21 protein-coding genes and 2 pseudogenes are annotated in these 23901 nt (G+C 61.3%); 10 read left to right on the plus strand and 13 right to left on the minus strand.

Features of this window, described 5'->3' with window-relative positions:
- Window positions 1-420 precede the first annotated feature (420 nt).
- From dnaA to ACZ1HA_RS17035, 4 genes and pseudogenes are all read left to right on the plus strand, one after another.
- Window positions 421-1782: a chromosomal replication initiator protein DnaA gene (gene dnaA, locus ACZ1HA_RS17020; protein ID WP_472714732.1), complete on the plus strand. Its 1362-nt coding sequence runs from the start codon at window positions 421-423 to the stop codon at window positions 1780-1782.
- 142 nt (window positions 1783-1924) lie between these two features.
- Window positions 1925-3043, plus strand: coding sequence for a DNA polymerase III subunit beta (dnaN, locus tag ACZ1HA_RS17025; protein WP_472714733.1), 1119 nt, complete (start codon window positions 1925-1927; stop codon window positions 3041-3043).
- A 48-nt stretch (window positions 3044-3091) separates the two neighbouring features.
- A pseudogene (gene recF / locus ACZ1HA_RS17030) lies at window positions 3092-4191 on the plus strand (DNA replication/repair protein RecF).
- Window positions 4188-4808 (plus strand): LysE family translocator, encoded by a 621-nt coding sequence (locus ACZ1HA_RS17035; protein ID WP_472714734.1) that lies wholly within the window; start codon window positions 4188-4190, stop codon window positions 4806-4808. Before recF ends, ACZ1HA_RS17035 begins: the two are co-directional and overlap by 4 nt.
- On the opposite strand, the gene ACZ1HA_RS17040 is transcribed toward ACZ1HA_RS17035, so the two are convergent.
- Window positions 4801-5361, minus strand: coding sequence for a TetR/AcrR family transcriptional regulator (locus ACZ1HA_RS17040; protein ID WP_472714735.1), 561 nt, complete (start codon window positions 5359-5361; stop codon window positions 4801-4803). The genes ACZ1HA_RS17035 and ACZ1HA_RS17040 overlap by 8 nt on opposite strands.
- 108 nt (window positions 5362-5469) lie before the next feature.
- On the opposite strand from ACZ1HA_RS17040, the gene ACZ1HA_RS17045 reads away from it, so the two are divergent.
- The 5 genes from ACZ1HA_RS17045 (at window position 5470) to ACZ1HA_RS17065 (ending at window position 10888) form a co-directional block, all read left to right on the plus strand.
- Window positions 5470-6063, plus strand: a complete 594-nt coding sequence (locus ACZ1HA_RS17045) for an NAD(P)H-dependent oxidoreductase (RefSeq protein ID WP_472714736.1) — start codon at window positions 5470-5472, stop codon at window positions 6061-6063.
- Between the two features lie 118 nt (window positions 6064-6181).
- A complete protein-coding gene (gyrB, locus tag ACZ1HA_RS17050) occupies window positions 6182-8596 on the plus strand; it encodes a DNA topoisomerase (ATP-hydrolyzing) subunit B (RefSeq protein WP_472714737.1) in 2415 nt (804 codons plus the stop codon).
- A 121-nt stretch (window positions 8597-8717) separates the two neighbouring features.
- Entirely contained in the window at window positions 8718-9794 is a 1077-nt protein-coding gene (locus tag ACZ1HA_RS17055) for a DUF2793 domain-containing protein (protein ID WP_472714738.1), read from the plus strand.
- 40 nt (window positions 9795-9834) lie between these two features.
- Window positions 9835-10107 carry an NAD(P)-binding protein gene (locus ACZ1HA_RS17060; protein WP_472714739.1) on the plus strand — a complete coding sequence of 91 codons (273 nt, stop codon included), beginning with the start codon at window positions 9835-9837 and terminating at the stop codon, window positions 10105-10107.
- Window positions 10108-10192: 85 nt separating this feature from the next.
- Window positions 10193-10888, plus strand: a complete 696-nt coding sequence (locus ACZ1HA_RS17065; RefSeq protein WP_472714740.1) for a flavin monoamine oxidase family protein — start codon at window positions 10193-10195, stop codon at window positions 10886-10888.
- A gap of 2 nt (window positions 10889-10890) precedes the next feature.
- Here ACZ1HA_RS17065 and ACZ1HA_RS17070 read toward each other — a convergent pair whose 3' ends face one another.
- Together ACZ1HA_RS17070 and ACZ1HA_RS17075 are read right to left on the minus strand one after the other, a co-directional pair.
- On the minus strand, window positions 10891-11694 hold the full coding sequence (locus tag ACZ1HA_RS17070) for an enoyl-CoA hydratase (protein ID WP_472714741.1): 804 nt from the start codon (window positions 11692-11694) through the stop codon (window positions 10891-10893).
- An 86-nt stretch (window positions 11695-11780) separates the two neighbouring features.
- A complete protein-coding gene (locus ACZ1HA_RS17075; protein WP_472714742.1) occupies window positions 11781-12737 on the minus strand; it encodes a fatty acid desaturase in 957 nt (318 codons plus the stop codon).
- A 463-nt stretch (window positions 12738-13200) separates the two neighbouring features.
- Between ACZ1HA_RS17075 and ACZ1HA_RS17080 the strand changes: the two genes are divergently transcribed.
- A complete protein-coding gene (locus ACZ1HA_RS17080; protein WP_375229478.1) occupies window positions 13201-13725 on the plus strand; it encodes a hypothetical protein in 525 nt (174 codons plus the stop codon).
- Here the strand turns inward: ACZ1HA_RS17080 and ACZ1HA_RS17085 are convergent.
- The 10 genes and pseudogenes from ACZ1HA_RS17085 to ACZ1HA_RS17130 form a co-directional block, all read right to left on the minus strand.
- Entirely contained in the window at window positions 13719-14876 is a 1158-nt protein-coding gene (locus ACZ1HA_RS17085) for an acyl-CoA dehydrogenase family protein (RefSeq protein ID WP_472714743.1), read from the minus strand. The genes ACZ1HA_RS17080 and ACZ1HA_RS17085 overlap by 7 nt on opposite strands.
- 24 nt (window positions 14877-14900) lie before the next feature.
- Window positions 14901-15692 carry an enoyl-CoA hydratase family protein gene (locus tag ACZ1HA_RS17090; RefSeq protein WP_472714744.1) on the minus strand — a complete coding sequence of 264 codons (792 nt, stop codon included), beginning with the start codon at window positions 15690-15692 and terminating at the stop codon, window positions 14901-14903.
- Window positions 15692-16159 carry a MarR family winged helix-turn-helix transcriptional regulator gene (locus ACZ1HA_RS17095; RefSeq protein ID WP_472714745.1) on the minus strand — a complete coding sequence of 156 codons (468 nt, stop codon included), beginning with the start codon at window positions 16157-16159 and terminating at the stop codon, window positions 15692-15694. Before ACZ1HA_RS17095 ends, ACZ1HA_RS17090 begins: the two co-directional genes overlap by 1 nt.
- On the minus strand, window positions 16156-16908 hold the full coding sequence (locus ACZ1HA_RS17100) for an SDR family NAD(P)-dependent oxidoreductase (RefSeq protein ID WP_472714746.1): 753 nt from the start codon (window positions 16906-16908) through the stop codon (window positions 16156-16158). Before ACZ1HA_RS17100 ends, ACZ1HA_RS17095 begins: the two co-directional genes overlap by 4 nt.
- Window positions 16905-19202, minus strand: coding sequence for a bifunctional salicylyl-CoA 5-hydroxylase/oxidoreductase (locus tag ACZ1HA_RS17105; protein WP_472714747.1), 2298 nt, complete (start codon window positions 19200-19202; stop codon window positions 16905-16907). Before ACZ1HA_RS17105 ends, ACZ1HA_RS17100 begins: the two co-directional genes overlap by 4 nt.
- Window positions 19203-19280: 78 nt before the next feature.
- Window positions 19281-19700 (minus strand): acyl-CoA thioesterase, encoded by a 420-nt coding sequence (locus tag ACZ1HA_RS17110; RefSeq protein ID WP_472714748.1) that lies wholly within the window; start codon window positions 19698-19700, stop codon window positions 19281-19283.
- A 30-nt stretch (window positions 19701-19730) separates the two neighbouring features.
- Window positions 19731-20126, minus strand: a complete 396-nt coding sequence (gene cueR / locus ACZ1HA_RS17115; protein WP_472714749.1) for a Cu(I)-responsive transcriptional regulator — start codon at window positions 20124-20126, stop codon at window positions 19731-19733.
- Window positions 20126-22080, minus strand: a pseudogene (locus tag ACZ1HA_RS17120) (copper-translocating P-type ATPase). The gene cueR and the pseudogene ACZ1HA_RS17120 overlap by 1 nt, the downstream one beginning before the upstream one ends.
- A complete protein-coding gene (locus tag ACZ1HA_RS17125; protein ID WP_472714750.1) occupies window positions 21989-22348 on the minus strand; it encodes a heavy-metal-associated domain-containing protein in 360 nt (119 codons plus the stop codon). The pseudogene ACZ1HA_RS17120 and the gene ACZ1HA_RS17125 overlap by 92 nt, the downstream one beginning before the upstream one ends.
- Window positions 22349-22427: 79 nt before the next feature.
- The gene (locus ACZ1HA_RS17130; protein WP_472714751.1) at window positions 22428-23900 is read right to left on the minus strand and encodes a heme biosynthesis HemY N-terminal domain-containing protein; all 1473 of its coding nucleotides are present in this window, start codon (window positions 23898-23900) and stop codon (window positions 22428-22430) included.
- Window position 23901: the final 1 nt, after the last annotated feature.

Raw genomic sequence — 23901 nt, forward strand, 5'->3', positions numbered from 1 at the left:
CGCAGAGATTCTTTTCTGAAAATTCAGAGTCAAGAATGAAGTTCAGTTGCCGTGCCGCTCACGAACTTGCTACCAGTATACAGCGATTCATTTCGCATTGGGGGGCGGGCCCTGAGATACTGCGGTGTTGCGACCGCGAACAGGTATCACGGGGACTGGGCACAGCATAGATGCCGTGCACTGTCTGCAAGCGCCAGGTACGGTCGTTTGCCCTGTCAAAATAAGAGGACGGCGAGTCCTGATCCGATGAGCAGCCCGGTCCAGGGTGTATAGGGTCAGACTCTCTTAATTCTAAAACGTCCGGCGGACCTCACCTGTTTCTTTGGGAACGGGACAGGAGAGATATGTCCGGATCTAACCGGAGAGCAGCCAAAGATGGCGCTTCTCCCGAACGGGTAAAAAAAGGAAAACGGGTCTAATATGACTGAAGAAATGTGGGGGCAGCTGAGGCAGCGGCTGCGTAAGACTGTAGGGCAGAACAACTACACGACATGGATTGAACCGATACGTTTCCGGTCCGCGGCAGACGGTATTGCGTTCTTTGATGTGCCCACGAATTTTCTCGGCAATTATGTGAACCAGAATTTCGCGGATGCGATCCTGCATGAGGTCAAAACGGCGGCACCCGACATCCGCCGCCTTAAGTTTGGTGTTCCCGCGGTGGCAACTGCGGTCGCAGAGGGACCCACAGCAGATACAACCTTTACAGCACCTGCCCCCCGTGCCGCTGCCAACCCCACGCTTGCTACTGCTCCGCTCGATACCCGTTTCACCTTTGACACCTTTGTGGTCGGCAAACCCAATGAGCTGGCACATGCTGCCGCCAAACGTGTGGCCGAGGGCGGCCCGGTTACCTTTAACCCGCTGTTTCTCTATGGCGGCGTGGGTCTTGGTAAAACGCACCTGATGCATGCGATTGCGCATGAACTGCGCCAGCGTAAACCGGGGATGAATGTGCTCTATCTGTCGGCCGAGCAGTTCATGTACCGTTTCGTTCAGGCCCTGCGCGACCGTAAGATGATGGATTTCAAGGAAATCTTCCGCTCTGTCGATGTCCTGATGGTGGATGATGTTCAGTTCATCGCCGGCAAGGGCAGCACACAGGAAGAATTCTTTCACACGTTCAATGCGCTGGTGGATCAGAACAAACAGATCATCATTTCAGGCGACCGCGCGCCGGGCGAGATCAAAGACATGGAAGAGCGTGTGAAATCGCGCCTGCAGTGTGGCCTGGTCGTCGACCTGCATCCGACAGATTACGAACTGCGGCTCGGCATTTTGCAGAGCAAGGTAGAACAGCAGCGCGAGACTTACCCGGACCTCGAAATCGACGAGGGTGTTCTGGAGTTCCTGGCGCACCGCATCTCGACAAACGTGCGGGTTCTTGAGGGCGCGCTGACACGCCTGTTTGCCTTTGCCTCGCTTGTGGGTCGCGAGATCAACATGGAGCTGACGCAGGATTGCCTGTCGGATGTTCTGCGGGCCTCCGAGCGTAAGATCACCGTCGAGGAGATCCAGCGCCGCGTCTCGGATCACTACAACATCCGGCTGAGCGACATGATCGGCCCCAAGCGTCTGCGCAGCTATGCGCGCCCACGTCAGGTGGCGATGTATCTGTGCAAGCGGATGACAAGCCGGTCGCTGCCGGAGATTGGCCGCCGTTTCGGCGGGCGGGACCACACCACCGTCATGCACGGTGTGAAGCGCATCGAAGAACTCAAGGTGCAGGACGGTCAGATCGCCGAGGACCTCGAACTGCTGCGCCGGGCGCTCGAAGAATAACTTTCTGCGGGCCTGCTGCTGCACCGGCATGCAGCAGGCCTTGACGCCCTGCCCGTATGCTGGGACTACTCCATAAAATGCTTGTTATGTCGGGCAAACCGGGTACTTTGCCTGTCCCGACTGTCGACCAGGAAGTAGCACCATGAAGATCAGCATCGAACGCACAGCACTGCTCAAGGCCGTGTCCCAGGCACAGTCGGTTGTCGAGCGCCGCAATACCATTCCGATCCTTGCCAACGTGCTGATCGAAGCCGAAGGCAGCGATGTAACTTTCCGCGCGACCGATCTGGATATTGAGGTGGTCGACAAAGCCCCCGCACAGGTCGAGCGGGCCGGCGCCACAACCGTGGCTGCCACGACACTGCACGAGATCGTGCGCAAACTGCCCGACGGCGCGCTGGTTACGCTGACCGCTGACAGTGCCACCGGTCGCCTGACTGTCGAGGCAGGCCGCTCGAACTTCTCGCTGGCGACGCTGCCCAAAGAAGATTTCCCGGTGATGGCGTCTTCGGAATACGCCTCCAACTTCTCAGCCGCCGCTCCGGCGCTGCGCCGTCTGTTCGACAAATCCAAATTCGCCATCTCAACCGAAGAAACGCGGTATTATCTGAATGGCGTCTACATGCATGTCTCTGACGCTGAAGGTGGCCAGGTTCTGCGCTGCGTCGCCACAGATGGTCACCGTCTGGCGCGTATCGATTCCGACCTGCCCGATGGCGCAGCGGAGATGCCCGGCGTGATCGTGCCGCGCAAAACAGTCGGTGAACTGCGCAAGCTGCTGGATGACGACGAAATGAAGATTGCGGTGTCGGTGTCCGAGACCAAGATCCGTTTTGCGACGCCGGATATCACACTGACGTCCAAAGTCATTGACGGCACATTCCCGGATTACACGCGGGTCATTCCGCAGGGCAACACGCGAAAGCTGGAGGTGGATGCGGCCGATTTTGCGCAGGCTGTAGACCGTGTGGCCACTGTGAGTTCGGAGCGGTCGCGGGCGGTGAAACTGCAGCTGGACGAGGATCGCCTTGTTCTGTCGGTCAACGCTCCGGATTCCGGGGCCGCCGAGGAAGAGCTGGCCGTCGCCTATGGCGATGAACGCCTGGAGATCGGGTTCAACGCCAAATATCTTCTTGAGATTGCCAGCCAGGTGGATCGTGAAAATGCGGTGTTTCTGTTCAATTCATCGGGCGATCCGACGCTGATGCGCGAAGGCAATGATCAGACGGCTGTTTATGTTGTCATGCCGATGCGCGTGTAATTTTCCGCCTCCGGCGGGGATATTTTCAGCCAGAAGAAGGGGCGCGGCATGGCGCTTTGCCTGACAGCCCTGACCCTGTCCCATTTCCGGTCCCATAAAACTGCGCGTCTTGCTCTGGATGGCAGACCTGTTGCGCTTTTTGGTCCAAATGGCGCCGGCAAGACCAATATTCTTGAGGCTGTGTCTCTGTTTTCTCCCGGGCGTGGTCTGCGGCGGTCGAGCGCGCAGGATATGACGCGGCGACCGGAGGCACTGGGCTGGAAAACCAGTGCCGAACTGAGATCCCTGCACCAGATCCACGAAGTTGAAATCTGGTCCGAGGAAGGCGCTGCGCGTCAGGTGAAAATCGACGGCAAGACTGCGGCGCAGGTGACATTGGGGCGCATCGCGCGGGTGCTCTGGCTGATCCCGTCGATGGACAGGCTCTGGATCGAGGGCGCTGAAGGCAGGCGGCGTTTTCTGGACCGGATGACCCTGAGCTTTGAGCCGGGGCATGCGGATGTGTCTCTGGTCTATGAAAAGGCGATGCGGGAGCGGAACCGGTTGCTGAAGGATATGGTCAGAGAACCTTCCTGGTACGCGGCGCTGGAAGCTCAGATGGCAGAGGCCGCCGTCAGTATCAGCGTGCACCGGGATGCGGCCCTGAAACAGTTGTCCGCGGCACAGGAGGGGGCGGCCACGGCCTTTCCGACCGCGGCACTGGAGCTTGTCTATGCGGAAACGGCCCCCCTGCGTCGGCTGATGATCTGCGCACAATGCTGGCGGATAACAGAAGCCGCGACATGGCAGCCGGGCGGACCCTGACCGGCCCGCACAGAGCCGATCTGGTGGGCACATATGCCGCCAAGGGGGTGCCGGCCCGTGACTGTTCCACCGGTGAGCAGAAAGCGCTGCTGGTCTCGCTGATCCTCGCAAATGCCCGGGCGCTGGCGGGTAGTTTCGGCGCGCCGCCTCTGTTGCTGCTGGATGAGGTCGCGGCGCATCTGGACCCGGACCGGCGCGCCGCCCTTTATGATGAGATTGCAGCCCTGGGAGCCCAGGCCTGGATGACCGGGACCGAACGCAGCCTGTTCGATGCGATGGGCGACCGGGCGCAGTATTTTGAAGTCACCGAAGCCAGTGGCACATCGGAGATTGCGCCGCAGTGACAATCTTCATTTCAGATCTGTTCCTCTATGCGGGTGCGCTGGTGATCCTCTTTCTGACGCCTGGGCCGGTCTGGCTGGCGCTGATGGCACGGGCACTTTCGGGCGGCTTCAGCGCCGCGTGGCCGCTTGCGCTGGGTGTGGCCGTCGGAGACATCCTCTGGCCCCTTCTGGCGGTTCTGGGCATCTCGTGGATCCTGTCCGTCTTTGACACCTTTATGGTCGTCCTGCGCTGGATCGCCTGTGGCGTTTTCATCACGATGGGTATCCTGCTGATCAGACATGCGGGCCAGGCCATCAACACAGACAGCCGCCTGACGCGCCCTGGCCTTTGGGCGGGCTTTATGGCGGGCATCATCGCCATCCTGGGCAATCCCAAGGCCGTGCTGTTCTATATGGGTGTGCTGCCGGGTTTTTTTGATCTGCGTGGTATTTCCTGGCTGGATGTCACGGCGATCATCGGAATGTCAGTTGCGGTCCCTCTGATCGGGAACATCATTCTGGCCGCCTGCGTGGGCAAAATCCGCAGCGGTATCACCCGCCCGGAAACACTGCGACGGATCAATATCTGGTCGGGCGCTGCACTGATCCTCGTTGGCCTGGTGATCCCGCTCACCTGAGCCAGGCGCGCAGATAGTTGGTCAGCCTGTCCTGGGCCTGCGACGACGCGTGCAGGGCGCAGAACTGCAGCGACATAGCCTGGATCAGAAAGGCCTGAATGCCCTCGGCCTGCAGTTCAGCCGACATTGTCTCACGCGGTTCGGCCCATGTGACGAACAGTCGGAACTGCTGTTCGAAGCTGCGGGCAATAGGGCCGACGTCGCTGATACCGGCGGCACCGCTGTAGCGCAGGATCACATCAAAAACATAGCGTTCTGAGGTCATGAAATGCACAAGCGGCGCGAGCGCTTCTGCCATCTCATCAGGCGTGCGGGGAACGGGGCCCGCCTCGATCCTGGAGAGAATAAGCGCCATTTCCGCGCCCAGAAGCTGATCCATCAGCGCGTCCTTGTCGCGGAAGTGCGCAAAGAACGTTCCTTTGGCCACCCCTGCGCGCTGTACCACTTCTTCAACGCGCAAGCCCTCGTAACCGGAACGCGCGACAACGGCGCGTGCGGCTTCGGTGAGTTTCGAACGGGTTTTCAGGGTACGGGCCTGAACAGGTTTGTTCATACGCCTGTTCTGGCAGAGAAAATGACCGGGGTCAAATTTATTATTGACCGTGGTCAGTTTTTTACCCAGAAAAATGACCACGGTCACTTTAATCCTCAGGAGTCTCTCATGACACCCAAACGCATCACTGTTCTCAACGGTCATCCGGGCGCTTCGTCCCTCTCGCATCTGTTCACGGAAACCTACGCTGCTGCCGCCAGACAGGCGGGACATGACGTGCGGCTGATCCATCTGGCAACGCTCGACTTCGACATGGATTTCGGAGAGGGCGGATTTCAAAGCTGGAAACCGCTGGAACCGCAGATCGAAGCCGTACTTGAAGACCTCGAGTGGGCCGATCACGTCGTCATGTCGGCGCCAATCTGGTGGGGCGGGCTGCCCGCCAAGCTCAAAGGGCTGCTGGACCGCATTCTGCTGCCAGGACGGACGTACGATACACGCAAATCGAACTGGCTGGGTGTACCCGCACCGCTGCTGACCGGTAAAACCGGACGGATCATCCTGACCTCAGACAGCCCGCGCTGGTTCATGCGGCTCGCCTATGGCAGCGCAATCCTGCGGCAGCTGACCGGCCAGATTTTCGGCTTTGTCGGCATCAGGCCCACTCGTTTCACCTACTTTGCCGGCGCCAGCGACCCCAAAGAAGGGCTGATCGACCGCTGGACCCGTGAGGTTCAGAAAATCGGTGCCCGGGGCGCCTGATCACGCCCGCGCGGCGGATGGGTTAACTCCTTTCGCCGCGTCGGAAATTCTTGTGTGGACTGCGTGACATTCCTGGCAAAAAATCGTATAAAATCAAAAAATACAAAGGTGTGACCCGATGTCGGATACCGAGCAGACGCCACAGGAATACGGCGCCGATTCTATCAAAGTTCTCAAAGGCTTGGAAGCCGTCCGCAAACGGCCCGGTATGTATATCGGCGACACCGACGATGGCTCTGGTCTGCACCACATGGTGTACGAGGTCGTGGACAACGGCATCGACGAGGCGCTGGCGGGTCACGCGGACGCTGTGACGGTGACAATTCACGCGGATTCGTCCGTTTCCGTAAGCGATAACGGACGCGGCATTCCGGTGGGTATCCACGAGGAGGAAGGCGTTTCTGCAGCCGAGGTGATCATGACCCAGCTGCACGCCGGCGGTAAGTTCGACAGCAATTCCTATAAGGTGTCGGGCGGTCTGCACGGCGTGGGTGTGTCCGTTGTGAACGCGTTGTCGGACTGGCTGGAACTGCGCATCTGGCGTGAGGGCAAGGAACATGTTGCGCGATTTGAGGGCGGCTTTACGACAAAGCACCTTGAGGTCGTGGGCGAAACCGACCGGACGGGCACAGAAGTCCGGTTTATGGCCTCGACCGACACGTTTTCAAATCTGGACTACTCGTTCGACACGCTGGAAAAGCGTCTGCGCGAACTGGCCTTCCTGAATTCAGGGGTCCGCATCATCCTGGTCGACGAACGGCCCGCTGAACCTCTGAAGGCCGATCTCTATTACGAAGGCGGCGTGAAGGAATTCGTTAAATTCCTCGACCGGTCCAAATCGGCGGTGATGCCGGAACCGATCTTTATCTCGGGCGAACGCGACGACATCGGCATCGAGGTCGCGATGTGGTGGAACGACAGCTATCACGAAAACGTCCTGCCCTTTACCAACAACATCCCGCAGCGCGACGGCGGCACCCACATGGCGGGTTTCCGGGGCGCGCTGACCCGCACGATCAACAATTACGCGCAATCCTCCGGCATTGCCCGCAAGGAAAAGGTCAGCTTCACCGGCGACGACGCGCGCGAGGGTCTGACCTGTGTGCTGTCCGTCAAAGTGCCTGATCCGAAGTTCAGCTCCCAGACCAAAGACAAACTCGTCAGCTCCGAGGTACGCCCCGCAGTTGAGGGTCTGATGAACGAAAAACTGGCGGAATGGTTCGAGGAGAACCCCAACGAGGCCAAAATCGTTGTCAGCAAGATCATTGAAGCCGCCCATGCCCGTGAGGCCGCCCGCAAAGCGCGCGATCTGACCCGGCGCAAAACGGCGATGGATGTGAACTTCCTCGCGGGCAAGCTCAAGGACTGCTCTGAAAAAGACCCTGCCAAAACGGAAGTTTTCCTCGTCGAGGGGGACAGCGCCGGTGGCTCTGCTCAGACCGGGCGCGACCGTCAGACCCAGGCGATCCTGCCGCTCAAAGGTAAGATCCTGAACGTCGAACGGGCGCGTTTTGACCGGATGCTGGGCAGCCAGGAGATCGGCAACCTGGTGATGGCACTCGGCACCGGCATCGGCCGGGACGAATTCAACATCGAAAAACTGCGCTACCATAAGATCGTCATCATGACGGACGCCGATGTGGACGGCGCGCACATCCGCACGCTGCTGCTGACGTTCTTTTACCGGCAGATGCCGGAGCTTATTGAACAGGGGCATCTCTATATCGCCCAGCCGCCGCTCTATAAGGTGTCGCGTGGCAAGTCCGAGGTGTACCTCAAGGACGAAACCGCGATGGAGGAATATCTGATCCAGCAGGGCATCGACGGGGCCATTCTGCGACAGGGCAATGGCGAGGAAATCACCGGCGCCGATCTGGCCCGCGTGGTAGAGCTCGCGCGTCAGATGCGCCGCGTGCTGGATGCCTTCCCGACACATTACCCCCGCCACATCCTGGAACAGGCCGCCATCGCAGGGGCCTTTGCGCCTGGTGTGGTGGACGCTGATCTTCAGGGCACCGCCGACAAGGTCGCCGCGCGTCTGAACCTCATAGCCGAGGAATATGAGCGCGGATGGCAGGGCCGTATCACCCAGGATCATGGCATCCGCCTGGCGCGCATCCTGCGCGGCGTCGAAGAAGTGCGCACGCTGGACGGGCGCATCCTGCGCGGCGGCGAGGCGCGCAAGACCGGCAGCTTCACGCAGAGCCTGCAGGACGTCTACAATCTGCCTGCCACGCTGGTGCGCAAAGACAGAATGCAGATGATTTTCGGGCCGCTGGACCTGCTGAACGCGATTCTGGAAGAGGGCGAAAAAGGGCTGTCTCTTCAACGCTACAAGGGTCTGGGCGAAATGAACCCGGATCAGCTGTGGGAAACGACGCTCGATCCGGATGCGCGCACGCTACTGCAGGTGCGTGTCGAGGATATGGCCGAGGCCGATGATCTTTTCACCAAGCTGATGGGAGACGTTGTGGAGCCGCGGCGCGAATTCATCCAGCAGAATGCGCTGAGCGTGGAAAACCTGGATTTCTGATCCGGCGTCCGGCCCTGACGGTATCGTAAACGCATCGTTAATCCGCGGTGCGCGCCCCTAAATCATGCGAAAGGCTTTTGGATCAGGTTGTGCGGGTCATTCAATACGCACGGGATCCCACATGGCCGATACTTCCAGCAGTCTCTCGCTCCCTTTCATCATGCCCAATCAGGCGCAGAAACACGTCACGCATAACGAAGCGCTGCGTATCCTCGACGTAGTCACGCAACTGGGCGTCATTTCAGACGATCTGACCACACCACCCGCAGGGGCCGCAGCAGGGGCCCGCTATATCGTCGGTGATGCTGCGACCGGCGACTGGACGGGCCGCGACGGCGAGGTCGCATTGTTCGAAGATGGTGCCTGGCGGTTCTTTGTCCCCCGCGCGGGCTGGCGCGCCTGGGTCACAGCGCGCGAAACCCTGCTGGTGCATGATGGCTCCGAATGGATCGATCTCGACAGCGCAGAACTGCAGGACATCGAGGCCTTTGGCCTTGGCATGACCACCCTGCCCGGCACCCCGTTTTCCGCGAAAATCAACGCGGCGGTCTGGACGGCGCTTTATGCCGCTGATGCGGGCAATGGCAGCTTTGTTTCGACCCTGAATAAGGAGAATACCGCTGATGATCTTGGATTTATCTTCCAGCAGGACTTCCAGACACGGGGGCTTTTCGGCCTTTTTGGCAGCGACAATCTTCGCCTGTCCACCACGCCTGATGGCACGACTTTTTTTGACGGGCTGAGCGTTGACGTCGGCACCGGTGTTGTCGACCAGCCGAATCTGCCCGGGTTCAAGGGCACGACCAATTTCGACAATTATTGCGCTGCGGACACCTGGATTACGGTGGGCATCAATGACACCGAATATAACGATCAGAATGTCTTTGACGCGGGCACCAGCAGTTTCACCGCACCGGTTGCCGGCACCTATGTGTTTGGCGCCGGCCTGACGTTCCGCGAGAACACAAGCGCGCTCGTCAGTATTGGTGGCCGGCTGCTGCGCAACGGAACTGACGAAATCTCGGGCTCGCGCGGAGAGATCACAGGGCCCCACGTGACGGAACGAACATCGCTCAACATTCACGCCATGGCTTCGCTGGCGGCAGGCGACACTGTCGAGCTTCAGGGGCGTGTACGGGCACTGGATGGGTATTTCCTGGCCGACCGTACAGCGTTCTGGGGCTACAAAGTCGGCTGACATCCCGTGACAGTCCGCTCTGGTCCTGTAGAAGGGCTTTATGAAGACGGACACACTGATCATCGGGGCCGGGCTTGCCGGTCTGCACCTTGCGCATACCCAAGAACAGCGCGGCCGCGATGTCCTGCTGTGCGAAGCAGCAGACGGCGTTGGCGGCCGCGTCAGGACACAACAGATCGGCGGTATTCCCGTCGATCTGGGGCCTGCCTGGATCTGGCCGGATCAACCGCGTATCGCTGCACTGGCCGACGCGCTTGGGCTGACTGTTTTCGATCAGTTCAGCACTGGCGCAGGCCTTTGGCGAGACCGGTAATGGTGACGTACACCGCAGCCCCGGCGCGGGATCCATGCGGGGGTCCTGGCGTATTGCCGGAGGGTTGGGCGGGATCACCGGACGCTTGGCTGATCGGCTGTCATCGGCGCGTTTGCTCCTCAACACCCCTGTACAGAGACTGATACAAACAGGTGATGGCATCACGGCCACAACGCCGGATGGAACAATAGAGGCACAGCACGTTGTGCTCGCCCTGCCCCCGCGCATTGCTCATGGCGGGATATCGTTTGAACCGGAACTTCCCCAGGCCGTCGCCGCAGAGATGCAGAACGTACCAACCTGGATGGCGGGCCACGCCAAACTCGTCGCCGTCTATGACCGGCCCTGGTGGCGCGAGGCAGGATTGTCAGGTGATGCCATCAGCCAGCGTGGCCCTCTGGCCGAAATCCATGATGCGTCTCCCCATGACGAAAGCGGGTTTGCCCTGTTCGGCTTTGTCGGCACGCCGCCCGCACCCCGCGCCGCGCATCGCGACGCGGTTATCTGTGAGGCCGTCAACCAGCTGGTCACGTTGTTCGGCCCCGAACTGGCGCAGCCAAAAGCGGTTCACATGGAAGACTGGGCCACAGATCCGCTGATCGCGACCATGGCTGATCATGATGGTCCGACCCACCATCCTGCCTATGGCACACCGGATGCGCTGCGCGACCTGTGGGGCGGCAGGCTGATATTCGCCTCATCCGAAATGGGGGATGAATATGGCGGTTTCCTTGAAGGTGCCCTCGTCGCAGCCGAACAGGCGGCCGCGCGCCTCGGCTGATCTCAGTCGTCCTGCCACTCCGGCATCGGCTCCTTGGCAATAAACGCGTCGATCCCCGCACGGGTGTCCCGCGCCATCATATTGTCCGCCATGGTCCTGCCCGCATAGGCATAGGCCTGCTCCAGCGGCATATCCGCCTGTTCATAAAATGCCCGTTTGCCGGTGCGCACCGCCGCCGGTGCCTTGCTGACGATCTGCTGCGCCATCGCCATGGCCGCCGCATCCAGATCCTCCGCCGGCACCACCCGGTTGATCAGACCGATTTCTGCGGCCTTTTCCGCCGCGATGAAATCACCCAGCAGCAGCATTTCCATTGCCTGTTTGCGTGGCACGTTCCGTGACAGCGCGACCATCGGCGTCGAACAGAAGAGGCCGATATTGACACCCGACGTGGCAAACCGCGCATCCTCTGCTGCCACCGCCAGATCACAGGTCGCAACCAGCTGGCATCCGGCGGCAGTCGCAATCCCCTGGACCTGCACGATCACGGGCTGGGGCAGGTTCACGATCGACAGCATCATCTTCGAACAACGGGCAAAGAGATCGTTGAAATAGGCTTCCCCACCATCCTCATCGCCCCGTCGCAGGGTCATTTCCTTGAGGTTATGTCCCGCACAGAAATGATTGCCGGCCGCCCGCAGGATCACTACTTTGACCTCCCGGTTCACGACCAGCCCGTCCCATGTTTCCTGCAGGGCGGCCAGAACATCCTCGGAAAGCGCATTCATCGCTTTTGGGTTGTTGATGGTGACCACGGCTATCCCGCGATCAATGGACAGAAGAACCGGTGCTTCCTGGTCGGACATAAATCGCCTCGTAAACCTGTGTGTTTCGCCAAGGCAGCATGGCACCGGTGTGGGCCGGACACAAACGTATTTGACCTCAGGCCGGATCAGGCGGCGGTATTTTCCCGCGCAGCGGTTGGCCGGGGCGTGCTTTCCGCGGTGTCCCAAAGGCTGTGCGGGACGGGATCCTTGGCGCGCAGCAGAAACATCCGCGCAATCTGCCAGTAAGAGACATAGGCATACCCGCCGTTGCGCTGCAGGAAGGCGGACCGTCGTGCGTGGTAAAACCGGTCCAGCCGGTACCAGGCCAGCGCAGGGCAGGCATGGTGGACGGCGTGCAGGTTGTTTTTCAGAAACAGAACCGACAGCAGCCCCCGGTCTTCGATGATCACGCTGCGACAGCGTGCCTTTTCATGGGCCCTGTGCTCCAGAAATGTGCGTATCTTGAGCACTGACAGGCTGGCATATGCCGCGGTCAGATAAGCGGTCACGGACATATCCGCCACCAGCACCCACCACAGGATCACCGGCACCAGTGCCGCTGCGTGAAATACCCATGCCGACAGAATACGGCGGTCTCCCGCAGCTATGGCCCGGGCATCCCCCAGCCAGAATGTGCCCGTACTGATCAGCGGACCAATCACCATCCGGCCCAGCAAGGTGTTGTTGAACGCATAAATGGCGCGGCGGGGTGTCGACCAGCGCGCCCAGACGGCGGGATCAACGAAATTGGTTTCCGGATCATCATAGGGGTCGGTCAGCGACGGATCATGGTGGTGCGCCAGATGCGTATCGCGAAATCTCGGATACGGAATGAAAAGCCCAAGCGCCGGAAAGACCAGTGCTGTATTCAGCGCCTTTGTCCGGAACGGATGCCCGTGCAGAACTTCGTGGTTCAGTGACGAATAAAGCGTCAGGATCAGCGCCAGCACGAGGATCGCAGGAACCGTCCCAAGAGTTCCGGAAAAAGCTGTGGTCAGAATAAATCCGGCATAGCAGATGGCAGCGACAGCCAGGGTAGGCCATTCTATGCTGTGTTTTTCGGGGCAGTCGGGGGTCGTCAATTGGTGCCTTTCGCATAACGCTGTTACGGGTCCGGCATGAATTTTCGGGGTCTGAGCGCCTGTTCACAAGCGCGTGAGTTTGCGATGCAAAGATTACTTCTGCATCGTTTTGTCCTGTTTGTTGTATTTTCGCTGCATATTTGTGTAAATGCATCATGGATAAACGTGATCTCGCGGTTCAGTTCCGCAGAAGGCTACGGACCGTTCTGGAGTCCCATGCAGAGGGAAAGTCTCACTTCATGGCTCAGACGGGCCTGGACCGTTCCGCGCTCAGTCAGTTTCTGAGCCCCGCGTCAGACCGTCTGCCCCGCGCGGAAACCCTGCGGCGGATCGCGGAAATCAGCGGCGTCTCGGCGGACTGGCTGCTTTGTCTGGAAAACGCACCCGAGGGCCGGCAGGAAGTGGCCGGCAGTGTCCAGATTGAGCAGGAAATTCAGGCCGACGGTTCCACACCGCTCGATCAATGGCGCAGCGAAGCCGCCGGTTTCAAACTGCGCTACGTACCCTCAACACTGCCCGACATGTTCAGTCTGGCCCCCAGGCGCTGGACGACACGCCCGAGGATGCCCGGGGTGGTGGTGTTGAAAATGTTCTGGGGCATATCTCGCTCGACGATATGGATGTTGAGATCGCGATGCCCATTCAGACCCTGCAGGATCTCGCGGCGCGCACGGGCCTTTGGCGGAACACCCCCGCCCGGCAATGCAGGCGCCAGCTGGAACATATGGCGCGGATCTGCGCACGAACCTATCCCGCGCTGCGCCTGCACCTTTATGACGGCAGCAAAACCTATTCCGCGCCGTTCACCGTCTTTGGCCGTCAGCGTGTCGCGCTGTATATCGGCGACGCCTATCTGGTGGTCAGCAGCCCGGAACAGGTTCGGGGCTTTTCCCGCCAGTTTGACCGGCTGGTGCGTTCGGCGGTGATCGGGTCCGACCAGGTGAACCTCACGCTGGAACGACTGGCGCAATCGGTGAAAAACTACTGATCGGCCGCAGCAAGCGTCGCACGCGCGATGATCACTTTCTGCACGTCCGACGCCCCTTCATAGATGCGCAACGCCCGGATTTCGCGGTACAGACGCTCCGGTACAGAGCCGCTTTGCACACCTTCCCCGCCAAACAGCTGCACCGTTTTGTCGATCACGCGCTGCGCCTGATCGGTGGCAAAGAGCTTGGCCATGGCCGCCTCGCGCGTCACCCGCGCGGCCCCTGTGTCCCGCGCCCAGGCCGCGCGATAGACAAGCAACGCCGCAGCGTCCACATCCAGCGCCATGTCCGCGATATGCCCCTGCACCATCTGCAGATCAGCCAGCGGCGCGCCAAAAAGCTCCCGTTTGCGCACACGCTCCAGCGCCGCATCCAGCGCACAGCGGGCAAAGCCCAGCGCGGCGGCCGCCACGGTGGCGCGAAATACATCCAGCACGGACATCGCGATCCGGAACCCCTGCCCTGACCCACCGATCATCGCATCAGCAGGCAGGTGCACGTTCTCAAAGGACAGCCGTGCCAGCGGATGCGGCGCCATGACCTCAAGCCGTTCCGCGATCTCCAGACCAGGCGTATCCGCGGGCACCACAAAAGCGGACAGACCACCGGCCCCCGGCGCCTCTCCGGTGCGGGCGAACACGGTGTAAAGATCCGCAATACCGCCATTCGAAATCCAGGTCTTCTCGCCATTCAGCACAAACCCGGCACCCTTCCGGTCTGCCCGCAGCGTGATATTCGCCACATCAGAGCCTGATGCAGGCTCTGTCAGGGCAAAGGCGGAAAGCGCCTCGCCTGACCGCGTGCGCTCCAGCCAGCGTTGCTGTTCCGGTGTGCCGAACAGCGACAGCGCGCCGGTGCCGAGGCCCTGCATCGCAAAGGCGAAATCCGCGAGGCCATCATATCGCGCCAGCGTTTCGCGGATCAGGCACAGGCTGCGCACATCCAGCGTGCCGGGATTTGCCGGATCAACCGCCGCGTGGCGCAGCCAGCCACCCTGCCCCAGCATCCGAACAAGGCCGATACAGGCTGCATCCACATCCGCGTGATCAATGCGGCCCAGGTTTTCTGCGCACCAGGTCTCCAGCGCATCGGCCAGTTCGCGGTGACGCTCCTCGAAAAACGGCCAGCTGAGAAAACTGCGGTCACTCATCGGCAACGTCCTGTCTTTATGGGCTCAGTCACCCTGAAATACCGGTTTTTCTTTGGCGACGAAGGCCTCATAAGCCCGGCGGAAATCCTCCGTTTGCATACAGATGGCCTGTGCCTGCGCCTCCGCCTCAATCGCCTGATCCAGCGTCATGGACCATTCCTGGTTCAGCATCGTCTTGGTCATCATATGCGCAAAATTCGGGCCTTCGGCGATCTTCTGCGCAAGAGCCGTCGCCTCAGGCAGCAGGTCATCGGCAGCAACCAGTCGGTTGAAAAAGCCCCAGGCTTCACCTTCTGCCGCAGACATGCTGCGTCCGCTGTACAGCAGTTCCGCCGCGCGCCCCTGCCCGATGATCCGGGGCAGCATGGCACAGGCCCCCATATCGCAGCCCGCCAGCCCGACGCGGGTGAACAGAAAGGCGGTACGGGCCTCGGGTGTCGCAAGTCGCAGATCGGACGCCATCGCGATAATTGCACCAGCCCCTACGCAGATGCCGTCCACCGCAGCGATCACGGGTTTGCCGCATGCCAGCATCGCTTTGACCAGATCACCGGTCATACGCGTAAACTTAAGCAGGTCTTTCATATCCATGCCAACAAGCGGCCCGATGATGTCATGCACATCACCGCCTGAGCTGAAATTTCCTCCGTTAGAGCCGAAAACCACAGCTTTGATCTCATCGTCATCACGCAGGGCCCGGAACCAGTCGCGCAGCTCCGCATAGCTTTCAAAGGTCAGCGGGTTCTTCCGCTCCGGCCGGTCCAGCGTGACGACCGCCACATCACCCGCCCGGGCCAGTCTGAAATGATCCGGCATCAGCTGTCCTCCTCCGTCTGCTCCGCGATGCGGCCCAGCCGCGAATACACCGTGGCCAGACCCTGAGCACCGATGGGCAACAGAAGTTCGTCCACCCAGGCCTCGTGCACAGCGGCCATTTCATCAAACAGTGTGCGCCCTTTCGGGGTCAGCACCACGCGCATCGCACGTCTGTCGCCTTCCACCGTGCGCCGCTCGACCAGCCCGTCCGCAACCAGCCGGTCCACAATGCCGGTGACATTACCATTCGAGACCCGCAGCACACCGCTGAGATCGCTCATCTTCATGCCTTCGCCGTTGCGGTGCAGTGCGGACATCACGTCAAAGCGCGGCAGCGTGGTATCCCACTCCTGGCGCAGACGCTCGCGCAGTTCGGCCTCAATCATCCGCGTGACCTTGAGCATCCGCAGCCAGACGCGCAGCCGGTCCTTACTCAGATCGCTCGGGGTGTCCGGGTGCTGGTTCACATGACTTCTCCACCTGAAACTGACAGGGCCTGGCCGGTGACCGCCCCGGCACCCGGACCGCAGAGCCACTGCACGGTATCGGCCACTTCGCCGGGCTGAACGAGGCGCCCCTGCGGGTTGGTCGCTGTCAGCGCCGCTTCCGCCTCGTCCGCACTGCGCCCGGTCTGGCGCATGATATTGCTGACGCTCTCCTGCAGCATCGGCGTGTCGGTGAACCCGGGGCAGACCGCATTCACCGTGATCCCGGTCCGCGCCAGTTCCAGCGCCAGCGACCGGGTCAACCCGACCACCGCGTGTTTTGCTGCCACATAGGCACTGACATAGGCATATCCTTTCAGCCCGGCGGTCGAGGCCACCGCGATCAGCCGCCCCTGCCCCACCTCGCGCAGGGCCGGCAGGGCTGCAGACCAGATGTTGAAGACGCCAAAAAGGTTCACGTCGATCATTGCATGCAGGTCCTCCGCCGACATGCGGTGAAAAGGTTTCGACGTGGCCGCCCCGGCATTGGCGACGATAATGCCCGGGCCATCGGCGGTTTCAATCATACGCGCGCAGTCATCGGGCCGGGTGACGTCACCGGAGACCGTGTGGATGCGCTCATGCGTGGCGGCTGTGTCCTGCAGGACATCAGCGCGGCGGCCGCTGATCCAGACATCGGCACCGGCTTCCGCCAGGGTCCGGGCAATGGCGGCCCCCACGCCCGTACCACCCCCGGTGACAAGTGCCCGCTGTCCGGTCAAATCGTTCATACCCGCGCCCCCTCGATGGCGGCATCCTTGTCCGCAAGCCGCCAGGCCTGATCGCGCCCGGCCAGATAGGGGGCGGGCCAGGTCTCCGCGCGGTCGCCCAGCGCTGTCGCCGCATGCAGCAACCAGTAAGGATCGGCCAGATGCGGACGCGCCAGGCACACCAGGTCAGCGCGCCCTGCCATCAGGATCGAATTCACGTGATCGGGTTCGAAAATATTGCCCACCGCCATCGTCGGCATGTTTGTCTCGTTGCGGATACGGTCCGAGAATGGCGTCTGGAACATCCGGCCATAGACGGGCGCTGCCTCCGCCGAGGTCTGGCCCGCAGACACATCGCAGATATCCACGCCATGCGCCTGGAACGCGCGGGCCACCGCCACCGCATCATCGGGTGTGATACCGCCCTCTCCGACCCAGTCATGCGCCGAAATCCGGACCGACATCGGCCGGTCCTCCGGCCAGACGGCGCGCATGGCGTCGAATACCTCCAGCGGATAGCGCAGGCGGTTTTCCAGGGACCCGCCGTATTCATCCGTGCGCCGGTTCTGCAGCGGCGTGATGAAACTTGACAGCAGATACCCGTGCGCCGCATGCAGTTCGATCATGTCAAAACCGGCCCGTGCGGCGCGGCGTGCGGCATCGGCAAACAGGACTGTCACGCGGTCCATATCCTCACGGGTCATGGCGCGCGGCGCGGCGTTCCTGTCGGACCAGGGCACGTCAGAGGCCGCAATCAGCGGCCAGTTTCCCTCGGCCAGCGGCGCATCCATCTTTTCCCAGCCAACCTGCGTAGACCCTTTGGCCCCCGCATGGCCGATCTGCAGACAAACCTTTGCCTCGCTTTCATTGTGGATGAAATCGACGATGCGTTTCCAGGCGGCTTCCTGGTCGTCCGTGCTGATACAGGGACAGCCCGGCGTGATACGCGCATCGTCACTGATACAGGTCATTTCAGTGTAAATCAGACCCGCGCCGCCTTTGGCACGCTCGCCGTAATGCACCAGATGCCAGTCCGTCGGCACGCCATTCACTGCCTTGTACTGCGCCATCGGCGACACCACGACACGGTTTTTCACCGTCATGTCCCGCAACCGGAACGGCGCGAACATCGGGTGCCGCACCGGGGCGTTTTCACTGACACCAGCGGTTGTCTGAAACCACTTCTCGGCGGAGGCCAGCCAGTCCGGATCACGCTCCCGCAGGTTCTCGTGGCTGATCCGCTGGGACCGGGTCAGCAGAGAATAACTGAACTGCACCGGGTCCAGATCCAGATAGCGCTCCACATCCTCGAACCACTCCAGCGAATTGCGCGCCGCCGACTGAAGTTTCAGCACCTCGACCCGGCGGTCCTCCTCGTAGCGTGCAAAGGCGGCCTGCATGTCGTCCTCATCCGTCAGGTAGTCCGCCAGCGCGATGGCCGATTCCAATGCCAGTTTGGTACCCGACCCGATGGAAAAATGCGCCGTGGCTGCGGCATCGCCCATCAGGACGATATTCTCGTGGTGCCACCGGTCGCAGAGCACCCGTGGAAACCGGATCCAGGCCGATCCGCGCACATGGTTTGCATTCGACATCAGGGCTTGACCCCCGAGGTGACCTGCAAAAATCCGCTCGCAGGTGGCGATGCTTTCCTCTTTGGACATGCTGCCGATGCCCCAGGCCTCCCAGGTCTCCTGACTGCATTCCACAATGAAAGTCGCCGTATCAGGGTCGAACTGATAGGCATGCGCCCAGACCCAGCCGTGTTCCGTCTCCTCGAAAATGAACGTAAAGGCATCGTCGAATTTCTGACGCGTGCCCAGCCAGGTGAACTGACATTTGCGGACATCTGTCTGTGGGCCAAAGGCATCGCTGAATTCCGTGCGGGTGCGCGAGTTCAGCCCGTCTGTGGCCACCACCAGATCATAGTCACGCGCCAGCGCTGCGGCACTGTCGACCTCGCTTTCGAACTGCAGGTCAACGCCCAGCGCCCGCGCCCGGTCCTGCAACAGGATCAGCAGTTTTTTGCGCCCGATCCCGCAGAACCCGTGCCCCGACGACACCGTGCGGGTCCCGCGCAGCACCACGGCAATGTCATCCCACCAGGCGAAATGGTCCCGGATCAGCGCCGCACTTTCAGGATCATTGGCCGACAGGTTGCCAAGTGTCTCATCAGACAGCACAACCCCCCAGCCAAAGGTATCATCCGGGCGGTTCCGCTCAAACACCGTGATCTCATGACCCGGATCGCGCAGCTTCATCGAAATGGCAAAATAGAGACCGGCAGGACCGCCACCCAGACAGGCAATTCTCATGAGGCACCCGTGATTGATTCATCCCAAAGCCTACTGCAGGCTCAGAATGTTTCAAGTATAAAATTTTTAGGTGTAAAGCTATTCAGCAACCAGATACTGCTGCATCTTTGCGCGCATCGCTTCAGGCCAGGGTACAGGTCGGCCGGTGCTCATATCGACCGAAACCAGCACCGGTGTCGCAGTCATCCGCAGCTGATCGGCACAATGCGCCTGGACAAAGAGATGCGCCGAGGTGCGCCCCAGTTTTGTCACCCAAAGCTGCCAGGTCAGCATATCACCCATGCGGCTGGGTGCCGAGAATTCCGCCCCGATAGAGACTGTTGGCACACCGTGACCGCGCTCCAGATGCATGTCCGAAAAAGAATGCCCCAGGCCCGTCTCGTGCCATTCCTCGACCGTCTGGTTCACCATTTCAAAGTACCGCGGGTAAAAGACGATCCCCGCCGGGTCGCAGTGCTGAAACAGAACTTTGATGTTATGCTGAAAAATCTCGCTCATGGTGGTGATGTGATGCCCGGCGGCCCCGTTTCAAGACTGCCCGTCTGCGGCGAGATCAGCAAGAATGGGACAATCGGGACGTTCATTGCCGGCACAGGCGTCAATCAGATGGGCCAGCGTGTCACGCATCTGGGTCAGCTCGTCCCGTTTGCGCTCGATCTCCTGCAGATGGGCGCGAGCGATCTGTTTCACGTCGGCGCTCGCGCGGTCCCGGTCGTTGTACAGGTGCAGCAGACTGCGGCAGGCGTCGATAGAGAACCCAAGGGACCGCGCCCGGCCCAGAAACGCCAGCTTGTGACGATCCGCATCACTGAAAAAGCGATAGCCGTTTGCTGTACGGTCCGGCGTGATCAGGCCGATCTCTTCGTAGTACCGGATGGTTTTCACCGGCAGGCCTGTGGCCTCTGAAACCTCGCTGATGTTCATCACAAGGCTCCCGTCATGCCACGCAGCCGCAGCGCGTTGGACAGGACAAAGACGCTCGACAGCGCCATGGCACCGGCCGCCAGCATGGGCGACAGCATCCAGCCTGTCAGGCTGAAAAACACACCCGCGGCAACGGGGATCAGCGCAACATTGTAACCGAAGGCCCAGAACAGGTTCTGCCGGATGTTGCGCATCGCGTGGCCTGACACCGCGATGGCCTTTGCCACACCGGCCGGGTCCCCGGACATCAGGACCACGTCTGCCGCTTCGATCGCCACGTCAGTGCCCGTGCCGATAGCGATGCCCACATCTGCGGCGGCCAGCGCCGGTGCGTCGTTGATCCCGTCGCCCACAAAGGCGAGCGTACCGCCCTCTGCGCGCATGCGTTCCACCGCCTGCGATTTCTCGCCCGGCAGGACGCGGGCAATGACCTCGCTGATGCCGATCTCATCTGCAATGACGCGGGCCGCCGCTTCGGTATCGCCGGTGATCATCGCCACGCGGACCCCCGCGCAGTTAACCCGCGGATCAGCGCGGCAGCCCCCGGCCGGACCGTGTCCGCCACGGCCAGCATGGCCAGCGGCTGATCATCTGCCGCCGCGAAAAAGACCGACTGCCCCTGCGCTTCAACGGATGCGCGTGCCTCGTCAAACGGACTGATATCAACGCCCGTCGCGGCCATGAAACGGTCCGAGCCAATGCGCACCGCGACGCCATCCACCACGCCGGCGATCCCCATCCCGTCCTCGGCGCGGACATCCTGCGCGTCAGACCATGACAGATCATCTTCACGTGCGGCCGTGGTCACAGCCTGCGCCAGCGGATGTTCGGACCGCGCCTCCAGGGCGGCCACAAGCGGCAAGGCCTGAGCCCGCGTATATCCGGAGGCCGCTTCAAAAGTCGTCAAGGTCGGGCGACCTTCGGTCAGAGTGCCGGTTTTGTCGAATACAACCGTGTCCACCGCTGACAACCGCTGCAGCGCGTCCCCCTTGCGAAAGAGCACACCCAGCTCTGCCGCACGCCCGACCGCAACCATGATCGACGTGGGTGTCGCCAGACCCATCGCGCAGGGGCAGGCAATGATCAGAACGGATACACCCGCAACCAGCGCATAGGACACAACAGGCGCCGGCCCCATGATCAGCCAAGCCAGAATGGTCACCGCCGCCACCATCAGAACCGCCGGCACGAACCACAGGGTGATGCGGTCTACCAGAGCCTGCACGGGCAGTTTCGCGCCCTGTGCGGCCTGTACCATGCGGATGATTCCGGCCAGAACCGTGTCTTCGCCCACGCCCCGGGTATCAAGAACGATACTGCCGGATCCGTTGACCGTCCCGGCGGTCACCGGGTCGCCCACATGCCGGGCCACCGGCAGCGGCTCGCCGGTAATCATGGATTCGTCCACAAAGGTTGATCCTTCGAGCACCACACCATCCACCGGGACTTTTTCGCCGGGCCGCAGCAGAACACGGTCGCCCTGCACGATCTCTGCCAGCGCCACATCGCGGGCCACACCATCGCGCTCGACGCGTGCCGATGCAGGGCGCAGCCCGATCAACGCCCGGATAGCCGCGCCGGTACGGCCGCGAGCGCGTGCCTCCAGCCAGCGCCCTGTGAGGATCAGCGTCACGATCACCGCTGCCGCCTCAAAATACACGCCATGCGCACCGGGCGGAAAGAGACCGGGGGCCAGCATCAGCAGCGCTGAATACCCCCACGCCGCAGCCGTTCCGATGGCGACCAGAGTGTTCATATCCGGCGCGCCTTTGAACAGCGCTGTCAGACCATCAGTGTAGAAATGACGCCCGGGCCCGGCCAGAACCAGTGTCGTCGACAGAGCCTGTATAAGGTTATTTGTATCATGCCCGATCATGTGAACGAGGCCCGGGAACACATGACTGCCCATCGCCAGAACGAAAACCGGGGCGGTCAGAAAAGCGGCAATCAGCATCTTCTGATGCAGCCGCACTGGCTTCTTCGTCTCGCCTCGTATCGCGGTCGGTCGTGTCGGATCCTGACTGCGCGGCCGGATAGCCCGCATCACCCGACGCGCGGATCAGCGCCGCAGCCGTCATATCCCCGATGACCGTGGCGGTATCCGTCGCCAGGTTCACCGACACATCCCGCACGCCATTCACCGCGGACAGCGCCCGGTCGACGCGCCCGACACAGGAGGCGCAGTTCATTTTTTCAATGGTCAGCGTGACGGTGCGCGACATAGCAGCGGCCTCAGCAGGGAGATTTGCTCCCTACATAAGGGTTCCAGTTACTGGAGGGTCAAGAGCGTACGCCCGAAAATCAGACCTTTGCGGCAGTGTCCTCTGTCACGTCGGTCGCATCGGTCAGCAGCTCGGCGTCTTCGATCTCTGCATCCGCCTCATCTGCCTTATCCTCAAGCGCCCCGACAATCAGCGGCAGCATCTGCACACCACCCGGCATCGCCATCTCAGCTTCCGGCGGTCGCTTCCATTCCAGCGTGTCAAAGCTCTCGCAGTTTTCACAGACCGGCGCCCATTCCGCATGGATATGCTGGCAGTTGTCACAGATCCACTGCGGGCCGCGCGACACAGTCACCGCGCGGGCCAGCCAGCCACGCACAATAGAATCATCCGCGCCCTCGCCCCGCTCAATAGCCGCCATCAGCGTCACAGACCGCGCGGTCGGATCGCTCTCGGCCAGATCGCCCAGCGACCGGCGCGCCTCCGGGAAATCCTCATTTGCGATATGCAGCTCGGCCATGAGCATTTTGGTTTCCGGATCCCCCAGCGTGGACCGCGTCAGTGCGGTAAACCTGCGGATGCGCTGCAAGGCCGTTTCATCCGGTTCGATCTCCGCATAAGCGGCCGCGAGATCGGGGTGCGGCTGCGCTTCCCAGGCTTTCTTAAGCAGACGCGTGGCCAGTTTGGGCTTTTTGGCTTCTATATAGCTGCGCGCGGCCATCACCGCCGCGGGCACCAGATCAGGCGAGAGTTTGTTGGCCTCAATCGCCTTTTCCCGCACCTCAATCGAGCTTTCGTCCGACAGAATGGACTTCGCCTGTGACAGCGCCAGAACGGCATCACGCCGGCGGTGCACGTCACGGGGCAGGCTGCCATGCTTGAGCTTGGCGTTCAGCGTTTCCCGCGCACCGGACCAGTTTTCGTTCTGGGCCTGCAGTTTCAGCAGAACGTCCTGCACCTCTTCATGCTTGGGTTTGATCGCAAAAGCCTTTTCCGCCAGCGCCAGCGCGGTGTCTGTATCACCGTCCTCCAGCTTTTGGCGCATGATCCCGCGCACGCCCACAAACCGCGTGGCACTGTTGGCCACCAGCTTTTTGTAGGTTTCCTCGGCCTTGCGCCGGTCCCCGGCCATCTCAGCCGCCTGTGCGGTCAGCAGGTTGGTCAGCTCCGGCTTGTTCAGGTAGCGGTCGGCTTTCGCGGCCTTCGCCATCGCCACACGGCCCTCGCCGCTGGCCAGCGCCATCAGACCCTCTGACAGGGCATCAAACCCTTTGCGCTCACGGTTACGGTCGAAATACCGCGACAGCGCGGTTTCATCACCGTTCAGGAACCGCCATGTGGCCACCAGCAGCGACAGCACCTTGAGCAAAATCCACACGGCAACCACAAAGCCAACGACCGCGATCACGGACTGCAGCGGGCCAAAGGTGTATTCGCTGCCCATCACAGTGACCTGCACGCCACCCTCGCTTTCGAGCAGGTAACCCGCCCCCAGCGCCAGAGCAGCCACTGCAGCGACGAACAGGATTATCTTAATCAGAGACCACAACATA

Source organism: Roseobacter sp. S87, assembly GCF_055693285.1.

Bases quoted from the DNA above. Each gene is read 5' to 3' on its own strand.
- dnaA (WP_472714732.1), top strand. From the start codon at position 421: ATGACTGAAGAAATGTGGGGGCAGCTGAGGCAGCGGCTGCGTAAGACT.
- dnaN (WP_472714733.1), top strand. From the start codon at position 1,925: ATGAAGATCAGCATCGAACGCACAGCACTGCTCAAGGCCGTGTCCCAG.
- ACZ1HA_RS17040 (WP_472714735.1), bottom strand. From the start codon at position 5,361: ATGAACAAACCTGTTCAGGCCCGTACCCTGAAAACCCGTTCGAAACTC.
- ACZ1HA_RS17045 (WP_472714736.1), top strand. From the start codon at position 5,470: ATGACACCCAAACGCATCACTGTTCTCAACGGTCATCCGGGCGCTTCG.
- gyrB (WP_472714737.1), top strand. From the start codon at position 6,182: ATGTCGGATACCGAGCAGACGCCACAGGAATACGGCGCCGATTCTATC.
- ACZ1HA_RS17055 (WP_472714738.1), top strand. From the start codon at position 8,718: ATGGCCGATACTTCCAGCAGTCTCTCGCTCCCTTTCATCATGCCCAAT.
- ACZ1HA_RS17060 (WP_472714739.1), top strand. From the start codon at position 9,835: ATGAAGACGGACACACTGATCATCGGGGCCGGGCTTGCCGGTCTGCAC.
- ACZ1HA_RS17070 (WP_472714741.1), bottom strand. From the start codon at position 11,694: ATGTCCGACCAGGAAGCACCGGTTCTTCTGTCCATTGATCGCGGGATA.
- ACZ1HA_RS17080 (WP_375229478.1), top strand. From the start codon at position 13,201: ATGGCGCAGCGAAGCCGCCGGTTTCAAACTGCGCTACGTACCCTCAAC.
- ACZ1HA_RS17085 (WP_472714743.1), bottom strand. From the start codon at position 14,876: ATGAGTGACCGCAGTTTTCTCAGCTGGCCGTTTTTCGAGGAGCGTCAC.
- ACZ1HA_RS17090 (WP_472714744.1), bottom strand. From the start codon at position 15,692: ATGCCGGATCATTTCAGACTGGCCCGGGCGGGTGATGTGGCGGTCGTC.
- ACZ1HA_RS17100 (WP_472714746.1), bottom strand. From the start codon at position 16,908: ATGAACGATTTGACCGGACAGCGGGCACTTGTCACCGGGGGTGGTACG.
- ACZ1HA_RS17105 (WP_472714747.1), bottom strand. From the start codon at position 19,202: ATGAGAATTGCCTGTCTGGGTGGCGGTCCTGCCGGTCTCTATTTTGCC.
- ACZ1HA_RS17110 (WP_472714748.1), bottom strand. From the start codon at position 19,700: ATGAGCGAGATTTTTCAGCATAACATCAAAGTTCTGTTTCAGCACTGC.
- cueR (WP_472714749.1), bottom strand. From the start codon at position 20,126: ATGAACATCAGCGAGGTTTCAGAGGCCACAGGCCTGCCGGTGAAAACC.
- ACZ1HA_RS17125 (WP_472714750.1), bottom strand. From the start codon at position 22,348: ATGTCGCGCACCGTCACGCTGACCATTGAAAAAATGAACTGCGCCTCC.
- ACZ1HA_RS17130 (WP_472714751.1), bottom strand. From the start codon at position 23,900: ATGTTGTGGTCTCTGATTAAGATAATCCTGTTCGTCGCTGCAGTGGCT.